This is a genomic window from Massilia sp., assembly GCF_046293535.1.
Taxonomy (GTDB): domain Bacteria; phylum Pseudomonadota; class Gammaproteobacteria; order Burkholderiales; family Burkholderiaceae_D; genus Telluria.
Genome location: NZ_JBKBOV010000003.1, coordinates 68,508 through 80,581 on the forward strand (window position 1 = coordinate 68,508; position 12,074 = coordinate 80,581).

10 protein-coding genes are annotated in these 12,074 nt (G+C 65.9%); 2 read left to right on the plus strand and 8 right to left on the minus strand.

What is annotated here, in order from left to right; genetic code table 11:
* Window positions 1–98: 98 nt before the first annotated feature.
* The 3 genes from ACK4S9_RS02780 to ACK4S9_RS02790 all read right to left on the minus strand — a co-directional run bounded on the left by ACK4S9_RS02780 (window position 99) and on the right by ACK4S9_RS02790 (window position 2,580).
* Window positions 99–416 (minus strand): hypothetical protein, encoded by a 318-nt coding sequence (locus ACK4S9_RS02780; protein WP_409721115.1) that lies wholly within the window; start codon window positions 414–416, stop codon window positions 99–101.
* Between the two features lie 81 nt (window positions 417–497).
* Window positions 498–1,499 (minus strand): gamma-glutamyl-gamma-aminobutyrate hydrolase family protein, encoded by a 1,002-nt coding sequence (locus tag ACK4S9_RS02785; RefSeq protein ID WP_409721118.1) that lies wholly within the window; start codon window positions 1,497–1,499, stop codon window positions 498–500.
* A 145-nt stretch (window positions 1,500–1,644) separates the two neighbouring features.
* Window positions 1,645–2,580, minus strand: coding sequence for a two-component system response regulator (locus tag ACK4S9_RS02790; protein WP_409721121.1), 936 nt, complete (start codon window positions 2,578–2,580; stop codon window positions 1,645–1,647).
* A 156-nt stretch (window positions 2,581–2,736) separates the two neighbouring features.
* Here ACK4S9_RS02790 and ACK4S9_RS02795 point away from each other — a divergent pair, with 156 nt between their 5' ends.
* Window positions 2,737–4,734, plus strand: a complete 1,998-nt coding sequence (locus tag ACK4S9_RS02795) for a DNA topoisomerase IV subunit B (RefSeq protein ID WP_409721124.1) — start codon at window positions 2,737–2,739, stop codon at window positions 4,732–4,734.
* A gap of 158 nt (window positions 4,735–4,892) precedes the next feature.
* A complete protein-coding gene (gene parC, locus ACK4S9_RS02800; protein ID WP_409721127.1) occupies window positions 4,893–7,217 on the plus strand; it encodes a DNA topoisomerase IV subunit A in 2,325 nt (774 codons plus the stop codon).
* 242 nt (window positions 7,218–7,459) lie between these two features.
* Here parC and ACK4S9_RS02805 read toward each other — a convergent pair whose 3' ends face one another.
* The 5 genes from ACK4S9_RS02805 to ACK4S9_RS02825 form a co-directional block, all read right to left on the minus strand.
* A complete protein-coding gene (locus ACK4S9_RS02805; protein ID WP_409721130.1) occupies window positions 7,460–7,948 on the minus strand; it encodes a hypothetical protein in 489 nt (162 codons plus the stop codon).
* Between the two features lie 143 nt (window positions 7,949–8,091).
* A complete protein-coding gene (locus tag ACK4S9_RS02810; RefSeq protein ID WP_409721133.1) occupies window positions 8,092–9,519 on the minus strand; it encodes a M64 family metallopeptidase in 1,428 nt (475 codons plus the stop codon).
* 74 nt (window positions 9,520–9,593) lie between these two features.
* Window positions 9,594–10,883, minus strand: a complete 1,290-nt coding sequence (locus ACK4S9_RS02815) for a cyanophycinase (protein WP_409721136.1) — start codon at window positions 10,881–10,883, stop codon at window positions 9,594–9,596.
* Window positions 10,884–10,950: 67 nt separating this feature from the next.
* Window positions 10,951–11,388: a GNAT family N-acetyltransferase gene (locus ACK4S9_RS02820; protein WP_409721138.1), complete on the minus strand. Its 438-nt coding sequence runs from the start codon at window positions 11,386–11,388 to the stop codon at window positions 10,951–10,953.
* Between the two features lie 98 nt (window positions 11,389–11,486).
* Window positions 11,487–12,074, minus strand: a complete 588-nt coding sequence (locus tag ACK4S9_RS02825; protein WP_409721140.1) for a hypothetical protein — start codon at window positions 12,072–12,074, stop codon at window positions 11,487–11,489.

A 12,074-nucleotide genomic window follows, 5' to 3' on the forward strand; every position in this document is an offset into this window, starting at 1 on the left:
TACCGGCCTTCGCCGGAAGTCATGGGCGCCAGTGGCGCGCATGACGTGCTTCCGCCAACAATAACAGTAGCTATGTGGTGGATTAACGCAAAAAGACCTCACTGCGCCGCTACCGCCTTCCCACCCCGGCTCCCCTTCATGAACCTGGCCAGCAGCGGCTGCTTCACCGGCCGCGGCAACTGCGCGTCCACCAGCCCGGCCCAGCGCTCGGCCAGCTGTTCGCAGGTGGCGCGCAGCACCGGATCGGCGTCCGGCAGCCGCGCCAGCGCGCACAGGTGGCGCTCGATCACAGAGGCCAGCTTCACGCATGGCTGCTCGCCGTCGCCGCGCGCGGTGTAGTGCGACATCAGGTGCAGCAGCGATGCCACCAGCAGCACGTCCTGGCTGCGTGCCGGGTCTGCGACAGGAATACTCATGCACACCTCCCAAGAAACAATAATGAATGAGAATGATTCTCATTCATTATTGTCCAGCCGGGAGTGGAAAGCAAGCCTTGATTACAGCCGGGTCTCGCGCGCCGCCCGCAGGAATTCGTCGAGCACCGGTGTGCAGTCGAGCAGCTCGACCCCGCCGGCGCGGTGGAATTCCGGGTGCCATTGCAGTCCCATGACGAAGTCGGCGCGCTCGTAGCGGATCGCCTCGACGATGCCGTCCGGTTCGGAATAGGCCTCGACGCGAATGTCGCGCCCCAGTTCCTTGACCGCCTGGTGGTGGATCGAATTGACGATCGGGCGCTCGACGCCCTGGAACATCTTGCCGAGCGAGGAGCCGGGCGGGAAGCGGATCGCATGGCGATGCGCGTCGTAGATGTCCTGCACGTGGGCCAGCGCTTCGGGCACGTTGGTGAGCACGTCCTGGTAGAGCGTTCCGCCGAAGGCGACGTTGATCAGCTGGCAGCCGCGGCATACGCCCAGCACGGGCTTGCCGGCGTCGACGAATTCGTGCAGGAGCTCGAGCTCGTAGACGTCGCGGGCGCGGTCGCCGCCCCATTCGGGACGGGTCGGCACCTCGGAATAGGTCTGTGGCGCCACGTCCGCCCCGCCCTGCAGCACCAGCCCGTCGAGGTGGCGCGCATAGTGGCGCAAGGTGATGTTGCTGGGGTGGAGCAGGCCGTTGGTGTTCACGGTGGGGATCATGACCACCAGCACGTCGCGCGACATCACCCACTGGGCGATCGACTCTTCGAGGTATTGCAGGTTCTTGCTGAGCAGGCCGCGGGCGCCCGGTTCCGGATGGAAGATGCGCGCCGACACCCCGATGTGCAGGGTGCGATTCATGAAATCGCGGCTGAAGCGTTCACGGAAAGTGCGCCAGCGCGAGCTGATCACGCGCCCGGCCAGGGCGAGGGGCGTGTCGCCGTCGCGCTGGTACTTGGCATGCCCGCGCATGGTCTGTCCCTGGGTCGCGCGCCGGTCCGGCACCCGCACCGGGGCTTCGGGACGTTTCTCGATCGGGGGGCCGGGTACTTCCGGAGGTGGTGTGGGTTCGTCTTGCGCCATGACTACCAATATAGCCGCGTCACGCACGCGCACGATTTGAAGTTGTTACAAAAAATTCATCGCGCCCTGGAATGGTGTTGCAAAAGCGGCAGCTTGCAGGATTTCCCGTTTCGGTTGATACTGTATGCAATTACAGTAGTTTTTATCAAGGTTTGGTCAGCGGCAGTGCCAGCAGCTTCTGGAAGGTGGCCAGCAGGTGGCGGTCGGCGACCGGCTTGTCGAGCAGTCCCCGCACGCCGGCATCGCGGGCGCGCAGGCTGTCGTACTTGAACGATTGCCCGACAAGAAACAGCACGGCGGTACGCCCCGCCCCTTCCTGGGACTTGATGGCACTGCTCAGGCTGTACGGTTCGATGCCCGGTGCACAGGTATTGATCATGACGAGCGATACCGGCGTCTCGTCGCACAGGCGTACGGCGGCGCGGCTGCTGTCGGTCCATTCGACCGGCCGGGCGGTGCTGGCAGGAGCAAGGCTGTCCGTGGCGGCAGGATTGCCGGGCGCCGTGCTCGACGGACTGGCCAGCATCTTGGCCATGGTGTTGGCGTAGGTGTTGGCTACGACGCGTGCCACGTGGTCGCGGAAGGCGCCGCCCTTGTCGATGATGAGTACGGCGCCGTCGGGCGGTCCCTGGCGCAGGCGGGCGTAGTAGTCCGGCGTCTCGGTATCCGGCGCCAGTCGCGGCCTTCGGCGCCGCTCGGGCAGGCAGGGTTGGCCGCGCGCGGCCAGGGCGGCCAGCGCCTGCACGCGGGTATCGAGCAGTTCGGCCAGCGCTTCGTACAGGCTGGCAGGGGCGACGGGACGCGCCAGGGTACGCCGGCCGGTCTCGCCATGGGCGCCGTCGCCGCCGATCACCAGGATGGGCTGCAGCGCGCCGGGCGGCAGGCAGGCCAGGCGCGCCAGGGCGGCGGGGTTGGCGCCATCGGCGATGTACAGGTCGGGTTCTTGCAAACTGTCGTCGTGCAGGCAAAAATACGACGGCCCCGGCAGCGGGGCTTGCGCCAGCAGGCTCTCGATCTGGGCGCATTCAGGGGGCGCGAAACCGACCAGGCGGACGGTAAATGGATATCTGGTTGCGGGCATCGCTTTTCCAGCCTTTCCAGTGGCACTTCCGGGTCACATCATCTTAATCTAGCACAATGGTGCAGACTAACAAGCACGTTTGGGATCTCGAAAAGGCCCAACTTTCCACGTGACAAGAGATAGAATGCGCAAGCATTGAACACCACACATATCAGCATGGCTTCCAAGAAACCCGCAACTGACTACAGCGAATCATCCATCCGCGTCCTCAAAGGACTCGAGCCCGTGAAACAACGTCCGGGCATGTACACCCGGACCGAAAACCCGCTGCACATCATCCAGGAAGTGATCGACAACGCCTCCGACGAAGCGCTGGGCGGGCACTGCAAGAACATCGCCGTCACGCTGAATACGGACGGCTCGGTCACGGTCGAAGACGACGGCCGCGGCATCCCGGTTGGACTGCATCCGGAAGAAAACGTGCCGACCGTCGAGATCGTCTTCACCCGCCTGCACGCGGGCGGCAAGTTCGACAAGGGCTCGGGCGGCGCCTATGCCTTCTCGGGCGGCCTGCACGGCGTCGGCGTATCGGTCACCAATGCGCTGTCGACGCGCCTGGAAATCACCGTCTGGCGCAAGGACGAGAACGGCAACGGCGTGCACGACATCGCCTTCGAGAACGGCGACCTGGTCGAGCCCCTGAGCTCGCGCCCGGCGGAGCGTGGCGGCAAGAAGAACGGCACCCGCGTCACCGCCCGCCCCGACCCGAAGTATTTCGATTCGCCGAACATTCCCCTTAGCGACATGCAGCGCCTGCTGCGCTCGAAGGCCGTGCTGCTGCCGGGCGTGACCGTCACGCTCACCAACGCCAAGACCGGCGATGTCCAGACCTGGCGCTACGACGAGGGCCTGCGCGGCTACCTGACCGAGGCGCTGGCGCAAAGCTCGAACGGCCAGACCCTGATCCCGCTGTTCGAGGGCGCGCAGTACGCGGCCGCGGGCGACGAAGGCTTCGCGGAGGGCGAAGGCGCGGCCTGGGTGGTGGCCTGGACCGAGGAAGGCAGCGTGGTGCGCGAGTCCTACGTCAACCTGATCCCGACCGTCAGCGGCGGCACCCATGAATCCGGCCTGCGCGACGGCCTGTTCGGCGCCGTCAAGGGCTTCGTCGAGATGCACTCGCTGCTCCCGAAAGGCGTCAAGCTGCTGCCGGAAGACGTGTTCGCGCGCGTCTCCTTCGTGTTGTCCGCCAAGGTGCTGGACCCGCAGTTCCAGGGCCAGACCAAGGAGCGCCTGAATTCGCGCGACGCCGTCAAGCTGGTCTCCACCTTCACCAAGCCGCCGCTCGAACTGTGGCTGAACCAGCACGTCGAATACGGCAAGAAGCTGGCCGAACTCGTCATCAAGCAGGCCCAATCGCGCCTGCGCTCGCTGCAGAAGGTCGAGAAGAAGAAGTCCTCGGGCGTGGCGGTGTTGCCGGGCAAGCTGACCGATTGCGAATCGACCGACATCACACGCAACGAGCTGTTCCTGGTCGAGGGCGACTCGGCCGGCGGCTCGGCCAAGATGGGTCGCGACAAGGAATTCCAGGCCATCCTGCCGCTGCGCGGCAAGGTGCTGAACTCCTGGGAGACCGAGCGCGACCGCCTGTTCGCGAACAACGAGATCCACGACATCGCGGTGGCGATCGGCGTCGATCCGCACGGCGTCGACGACAACCCGGACCTGACCGGCCTGCGCTACGGGAAGATCTGCATCCTGTCCGATGCGGACGTGGACGGCTCGCACATCCAGGTGCTGCTGCTGACCCTCTTCTTCAAGCACTTCCCCGCCCTGTTCAGGAATGGCCACATCTGCGTGGCGCGTCCTCCCTTGTATCGCGTCGACGTGCCGGCGCGCGGCAAGAAGCCGCTGCAGAAGCTGTATGCGCTCGACGACGGCGAACTGCTGGCGATCGAGGACAAGCTGAAAAAAGAAGGCCTGAAGGAAGGCGTGTGGAGCATCTCGCGCTTCAAGGGCCTGGGCGAGATGAACGCGGAACAGCTGTGGGAAACCACCATGAACCCGGACACCCGCCGCCTGCTGCCGGTGGCCTTCGGCCAGTACAGCCTGCCCGAATCGGCATCGCGCTTCAACATGCTGATGGGGAAAGGCGAAGCCGCCGCCCGCCGGGCGTGGCTGGAGGAACACGGGAACGAAACGGAAGCGGATATCTAAGCGAGATACGTGAGCAGTCTGCACGCAAACTTGGGTTCCGGCCTGCGCCGGAACGACGGTGTTAGAGCCGCTGGCCTGAAGACCGTCGCCCCGGCGCGGGCCGGGGCCCAAGTTTCTCCGAACAGCCACCTGCCCCGCCAGGAAACGAACAAACAATCATGACGCAAGCAAGCCTCTTCGAACAACAAAACGCGCCTTCGGACGACTCCGAAACGCTCACCCTTTCCACCTTCGCCGAGCGCGCCTACCTCGACTACGCCGTCTCGGTGGTCAAGGGCCGCGCCCTGCCGGACGTCTCGGACGGCCAGAAGCCGGTCCAGCGCCGCATCCTGTTCTCGATGCACGAACTGGGCCTGGGACACAGCGCCAAGCCGCGCAAATCCGCCACCGTGGTCGGCGACGTGCTCGGTAAACTGCACCCGCACGGCGACCAATCGGTGTACGACGCGCTGGTGCGCATGGCCCAGGACTTCTCGCTGCGCTACCCGCTGATCGACGGCCAGGGCAACTTCGGCTCGCGCGACGGCGACGGCGCGGCGGCGATGCGCTACACCGAAGCGCGCCTGACGCCGGTGTCGCGCCTGCTGCTCGACGAGCTCGACATGGGCACGGTGGACTTCCAGCCGAACTACGACGGCTCCACCACCGAGCCGCGCCAGCTGCCGGCGCGCCTGCCGATGGTGCTGCTCAACGGCGCCTCCGGCATCGCGGTCGGCATGGCCACCGAGATCCCTTCGCACAACCTGCGCGAAGTCGCCTCGGCCGCGGTGGCCCTGATCCGCAACCCGAAGATCACCCACGCCGAGCTGATGACCCTGATCACCGGTCCGGACTTCCCGGGCGGCGGCCAGATCATCACCCCGGCCTCGAACATCGCCGACATGTATGCGACCGGGCGCGGCTCGATGAAGGTGCGCGCGCGCTGGAAGATCGAGGAGCTGGCGCGCGGCCAGTGGCAGGCGGTGGTCACCGAACTGCCGCCGGGCTGCTCGGCCCAGCGCGTGCTGGAAGAGATCGAAGAACTCACCAACCCGAAGATCAAGGCCGGCAAAAAGACCCTGCTGCCGGAACAGCTGGCGCTGAAGCAGACCATCCTCGGCGCGCTCGACACCGTGCGCGACGAATCGGGCCGCGAAGCAGCGGTGCGCATCGTGTTCGAGCCGAAGTCGAAGAACCAGGACCAGAACGAGTTCATGCTGATGCTGCTCGCGCATACCTCGCTCGAGACCTCCAGCCCGATGAACCTGGTGATGATCGGCGGCGACGGCCGCCCGCGCCAGAAGGGCCTGCTGGAGATCCTGCAGGAGTGGATCGACTTCCGCTTCGCTACCATCCGCCGCCGCACCGAGTTCAGGCTGAGCAAGGTCAACGACCGCATCCACATCCTGGAAGGCCGCGAGACCGTCCTGCTGAACATCGACGAAGTCATCGCCATCATCCGTAATTCGGACGAGCCGAAGGCCGCGCTGATCGAGCGCTTCCGCCTGTCGGAACGCCAGGCCGAGGACATCCTCGAGATCCGCCTGCGCCAGCTGGCGCGCCTGGAAGCGATCAAGATCCAGCAGGAGCTGGCCGAGCTGCGGGGCGAGAAAGAGAAGCTCGAGGACATCCTCGAGAATCCATCCAGCATGAAGCGCCTGATCATCCGCGAGATCGAGCAGGACGCCAAGCAGTACGGCGACGAGCGCCGCACCCTGATCGAGGAAGCCGAGCGCGCCGTGGCCGAGCAGAAGGTCATCGACGAGCCGGTGACGGTGATCGTGTCCGAGAAGGGCTGGGTGCGCGCGCGCACCGGCATCGGCCACGACCCGGCGCAGTTCACCTTCAAGGCGGGCGACTCGCTGCTCCAGGCCTTCGAGTGCCGCACGGTCGACTCCCTGATCGGCATCGGCAGCAACGGCAAGAGCTTCTCGGTGCCGGTGGCCGCGCTGCCGGGAGCGCGCGGCGACGGCGTGCCGATCACCACCCTGGTCGACCTGTCGGGCGGCGTGCGCATCCTGCACTACTTCGCGGGCAACCCGGAGACGCGCCTGCTGCTGGCTTCCTCGAACGGCTTCGGCTTCATCGCCAAGGCCGGCGACATGATCAGCCGACTGAAGGGCGGCAAGTCCTTCATCACGCTGGACGACGGCGCCGTGCCGCTGGCGCCGCGCATCGTCAGCGACAGTGCCGGCGCGATCGCCTGCCTGTCCGAGAAGGGCCGCGTGCTGGTGTTCGGCATCGACGAGATGAAGGTGCTGACCAACGGCGGCCGCGGCGTGACGCTGATGGAACTGGAGCCGAAGGAAACCCTGCTGGCGGCGCAGCCGATCAACCAGAAGGGCGTGAACGTGATCGGCACCTGGGCCGGCTCGAAACCGCGCACGGTGGAGCTGTTCGCGTCCGGCCTGGAGCCGCACTTCGGCAAGCGCGCGCGCAAGGGCAAGCCGCTGTCGGCCAAGCTCAAGGCGCAGGACCTGGCGATGCGGGCGACCGACGTTTGATCGTTCTGATCGGGTAATGAAGAACGCCGGCTTATAGCCGGCGTTTTTATTATGGTGTACGCTAACGTTCGTTATGTGCAGCGGACTTGGGTTCCGGCCTTCGCCGGAACGACGGTTTTTAAGCAACATACCAAAGAGCGTCATTCCCGCGCAGGCGGGAATCCAAGTTTGCATGAGGGCCGATAGCGCGCGCAGAAACAAAAGCGCCGGCATCAGCCGGCGCTTTTGTTGAACGGCATCGCTTAGTGCTTGGCAGCCGCCTTGTGCACGTCGGCGGTCGCTTCGACGCGCGCTTGCTCGGTCTTGGCCGCGGCGGTGGCCTTGTCGGCCGCCGCATCGACCTGGGTCTTGAGCAGCTTCTCCTCCGCCTTGATCATCTTCTTGTCGGCCTTCAGGTTGGCGTCGGCGATCTTCTCTTCGGCCTTGGCCACCGCCTTGGCACGGTCTTCCGGATCGGCCTTGGCGACCTTCTCGACGGCGTCGGCATGCGCCTTCACGGCGTCGGCATGGGCTTCGGCCCTCTTCTCGCTGACCTTGGCGACCGCCTTGTTCACTTTTTCGTCGGCCTTGGCCGCGGTCTTCACTTCCTTCGCTTCGGCCTTGACGATGTCCTTCTCGGCCTTGGCTTCGGCTTTCGCCACCGCGCTGTCGGCGGCCGGGGTGGTGGTGGTCTGGGCGTGGGCGGCGGTGGCGAACAGGCCGGCGATGAGGGTGGCGATCAGTTTGTTCATGGTGAATCCTTTCCGGTGAGTGGTCGCGCAGTGCAGCTCTTGCGCAAATAATTGTTGTGACGACGAGTCCAGAATACGGACTCCCCACTCGCCGGGTCTGTTAGCCAACCCACTTAGACATTTGACATTTTTGTAAGCAATCTTTACTGCCGGGTTGCCCCTGCATACAGGTCGATGATGTCGTTCACGCCGTCCCGGCACACCGGGCAGAAGGCCTCGCTGCGGTCGAACATCAGGCACTGCATTGTCGGCCGGTAGTAACCCGTGGCTTCGTAGTTCGCGCCCTCGAAGGCGCCGACCTCGTGGCGATGCGGCAGTGGCCGACCAGGCTTGCCTGCGAACAGCGCGTTGGTCGCCTTCAGGTCCTCCACGAACAGCGCGTTCATCTCGCTCTCCGGCCGGTTCGCCGCACGCAGCGCCGCACGCTTTTTCTGGAAGGCGCGCGACGCCTCTTCATACTCGGCCTTGGGCCAGGGTGTCGGCAGCGGGGTGCCGGCCTTCACGTGGCGCTTCCACTTGATGTTGGCCGGGTCGCGCAACGCGGTGACGTTCGGCTCCCACGGTTCCATGCGCGTGCTGGCGGCGGCGTAGGCGACCGGCGAGGTGTAGTACTCGTCGGCCAGGCCGGCGAAGTGGTGGCCGAATTCGTGCACGAACAGGTAGTTGGCCCAGCCGCTGCCGGCCGCCGCGGTGCTGAACTGGCCGAAGATGCCGCCGCCGCCATAGGTCTCGTTGTTGACCAGGATCTCGATGAACTCGTAGGGCGCATGCTGGGCGATGTCGCGCAGCGCGCGGTTGTCCAGGGTAAGCACGTAGCGCTCGCTGCCGAAGATGTCGTAGCGGGTGCCCAGGGGCGAGGCATGGTGCACCCCTTGGGACGGACGGCTGATGCCCGACTCGCTGGTGGGCACGGCCAGCGCCCACACGTTGAAATCCTTGGCGCGCTCCTTGAAGGGCGAGACCGAGAACAGGTACTGGGTCAGGCGGCGCGCATCCGCCTCGAACTTCTTCATCTCCGCGCCAGTGTAGCCGTCGCCCATGACCAGCAGGTCGACCTTGTCGGCGGACGGACCGCTCACGTGGATCGGGATCGGCTTCGCGGGTAGCTCCGGCTGCTTCTTCACGACCTCCGGCGCGTCGCTGTCCACCTCGACGCTCCAGGCCACCGAAAACTGGTTGCGCTCGTCGCGCTCGAGGATGCGCACGCGCACCGGACGGTCCGGCTTGGGAAAGCGCACCGATTCCTGGAAGCTGCGGCTGATCTTGTTGGCTTCTTCGGTCGTGCGCCACTCGCCGAAGACGGTCGAGAAGCCGCGCGAGTACAGCAGGTCGCCGGTCCTGGCGTCCACCACCTCGACCCGGTTCTGACCGCGGTTGGTCTCGTCGACGTTGCGCGCCATGTTGCCTGGCCACGGCAGCGGTTCGATGACGACGCGCTCGAGAGCGTATTGGTCGGACAAGGCATTGCCGCTGTGGGTGTAGTCGACGCGCACGGTGGCCGGCTGGGCCGCGTGGGCCGCATCGGCAAGCGTCCATAGCGCGGCAAGGAGGATGAATGCGAAACGGGTCATGGATGGTCCTCGTTGAAGGAATGTCATCCATTGTAATGCCGGCCGCCGCGTCTCCGGTATGCCAGGTAGCGGCCTCACCTGGCGGCATCGACCCGGCCGGCCTCCACCCCTGCCGCGCTCTCGGGCTGGCGGTACTGGTACAGCGGCCGCTGCACCACGATCGGCCGGATGTCGAGCCGCACGTTGTAGACCGAGTACTGCTCGGTGAACGAGGATTGGTAGCCTACGCTGTCGCCGGTGCGGGTGAGCTTGAATTCGAAACCGAGGTCGGGCTGGACGCCGTGGGGGCTGTCGAGCGAGAGGCCGATGGCGTCGAGTTGGTCGCTGTCGATCAGCTTGCCCATCAGGTCGACCACGGTGCTGTTGCCGAGAATGTCGGCCGAGAACAGCGGTTCGCGGTAATAGGGCCGGGCCGGGTCGATCCGGTTGTCCAGCTTGTCGGGTGCGGGCGTGAAGGTCTGGGTAGCCAAGTTGAAGCGGTCGCCATTGTCCAGGTAGCTCAGGCGCACGTTGCTGACGCTCAGCGGCCCTCCCTTCGGACCTTCCTGCGGCGCCGCCTTCGACAGATCGACCAGCAGCGCGCCGCGGTAGCCGAGCACCTCGACCTCGCGGCCCGGGCCCACCACCATGGCGGTGTTCTCGTCCACGCCCAGGCCCAGCTTGTAGCCCTTCTTGAGCATGGCCGGCACCATGCGCGCGAAGCGGCCGCGCACCAGGAGGTGCTGGTCGATGAAGACGTCGTCGCCGATGAAGCCGAGGCCAGGGGCGATCTCCTTGCCTTCATCGATGCCGAGCTTGAGGGTGGCGAGCACCGTCTTGGGGCGGCCGAACATGGTGCTGCTCATGATGGCGGCGCCGGCGCTCGATCCGGCGATCATGCCGCCGCGCCGGTACATGTCCCACAGGGCGTCGAGCATGCGGGTATTGCTGCCGTCCTCGCGCCGCAACGCACGCGTGATGCGGCCCTGGTCGCCGCCGGCGAAATAGGCGCCGCCGGCCGCGCGTACCGCGGCCACCAGGGCCGGATCCTCGGCGGCCGCCTGGTAGTCGATGCCGGACAGGCGCACCGCCACCGGCACGAAGAAGGCCCTGGCGCCATAGTGGTTGAAGCGGTCGACCAGGAACTTGCCGGCTTTTTCGGGGCTGGCCGAGGCCGAGGCGAACACAGCGATGCGGGCGCCCTTGCCGCCCGCCAGCTGGACCATGCGTTCCCACACGGCGGCATTGTCGGCGCGCAGTGCGCCGCCGATGATGACCAGCGAGCCCTTCGGTTGCCCGGCCTCGGCCGCTACGAGCGGCTGGCTTCCCAGCAAGGCCAGGGCAAGCAGGGCACGGACAAGTGCACGGACGACGGCGCGAAGCATTCGACTTCCTCCCGGTTCAGACTATCGTAAGCCTGATTCCAGAAGGGCGTCGCCGTGTTGAGTATGCTCAGGACAAATATATGTTCGGAAAGTAACGCTCCATGATCGTCTCGGGGCGCTGGGGCGCGGTGAAGCCGAAGCGTTCGTACAGGCTGTGCGAATCGTTCGTATGGAGCGTGAAACGGCGCAGCTTCTGCAGGCTGGGGTGGCGCAGCACCGCGCCGATCAGCTGCTTGCCGTAGCCGCGCCCGCGGTACTCGGGCACCACGAACACGTCCACCAGGTTGGCGAAGGTCGCGAAGTCGGTGATGACGCGTGCGAAAGCGATCTGGCGCCCGTCGAGATAGCCGCCGAAACACAGCGAATTCTCGATGGCGCGCTCGACCACCGGACGCCCGATGCCGACCGCCCAGGTGGATTGTTCGCTCAGGAAGCGGTAGATCATCGGGATGTCCAGCCGCGACTGGTCGGTACTGACCTGGAAGCTCGAATCGTTGGTAATCATGGAAGCAGTGAATATGGCTTAAAAACCAATTCTAGCGCCGTTCTCTCGATGCATAAGTTTCAATTGGACGGCGTTCCCCGACAATTCCCAGCTACCGCTCAGCCGTTGCGCAGGTAGCGCTCGGGCAGCTGCAGCTTGGCGTCCTCGGCCTGCCAGATCAGGCTCAGCACGTGCCAGCGCTTGCCGTCGTGGATGAGCTGGATGCTGTTGATCCCGCGCATGAAGGGCTGGGCGTCCTCCTTGGCGCGGCGCGCCTCGTAGGTGCTGAACACGTGGGCGATCTGGCCGAAGACCTCAAGGGTGCGCGCCTTTTCGGTCTCGAAGAACCCCATGCTGGCGAAGGCCTTGGTGTTGCGGGCGATGTAGTCGTCCGGAGTCATGGCGCGCAACACATGGCTGCCGTCCGGACGCGCGGCCATCGCGCCCATGCGGCCCTCGGGCGCGAACAGCGAGCGCATGCGGTCCCAGTCGCGCGGCGCGCCGGCCGGACCCGAGATCACGTCGTAGAGCGCGGCGACGATGGCGTCGATCGAGACGACGTCCGCCGCCCTCGCTGCCGGCATGGCGGCGGCAGCCGGCGCCGCCGGTGCGGCGATCGCGGTGGGCGTGGCCGGTGCGGCCTGCTGTGCCTGTGCCGCGGGTGCGGCGAATGCGAGTGCCAGGCCGAGTCGGGCCAAACGGTTCAT

Bases quoted from the DNA above. Each gene is read 5' to 3' on its own strand.
- ACK4S9_RS02785 (WP_409721118.1), bottom strand. From the start codon at position 1,499: ATGGCGCAAGACGAACCCACACCACCTCCGGAAGTACCCGGCCCCCCG.
- ACK4S9_RS02780 (WP_409721115.1), bottom strand. From the start codon at position 416: ATGAGTATTCCTGTCGCAGACCCGGCACGCAGCCAGGACGTGCTGCTG.
- ACK4S9_RS02820 (WP_409721138.1), bottom strand. From the start codon at position 11,388: ATGATTACCAACGATTCGAGCTTCCAGGTCAGTACCGACCAGTCGCGG.
- ACK4S9_RS02815 (WP_409721136.1), bottom strand. From the start codon at position 10,883: ATGCTTCGCGCCGTCGTCCGTGCACTTGTCCGTGCCCTGCTTGCCCTG.
- ACK4S9_RS02805 (WP_409721130.1), bottom strand. From the start codon at position 7,948: ATGAACAAACTGATCGCCACCCTCATCGCCGGCCTGTTCGCCACCGCC.
- ACK4S9_RS02825 (WP_409721140.1), bottom strand. From the start codon at position 12,074: ATGAACCGTTTGGCCCGACTCGGCCTGGCACTCGCATTCGCCGCACCC.
- ACK4S9_RS02795 (WP_409721124.1), top strand. From the start codon at position 2,737: ATGGCTTCCAAGAAACCCGCAACTGACTACAGCGAATCATCCATCCGC.
- ACK4S9_RS02810 (WP_409721133.1), bottom strand. From the start codon at position 9,519: ATGACCCGTTTCGCATTCATCCTCCTTGCCGCGCTATGGACGCTTGCC.
- parC (WP_409721127.1), top strand. From the start codon at position 4,893: ATGACGCAAGCAAGCCTCTTCGAACAACAAAACGCGCCTTCGGACGAC.
- ACK4S9_RS02790 (WP_409721121.1), bottom strand. From the start codon at position 2,580: ATGCCCGCAACCAGATATCCATTTACCGTCCGCCTGGTCGGTTTCGCG.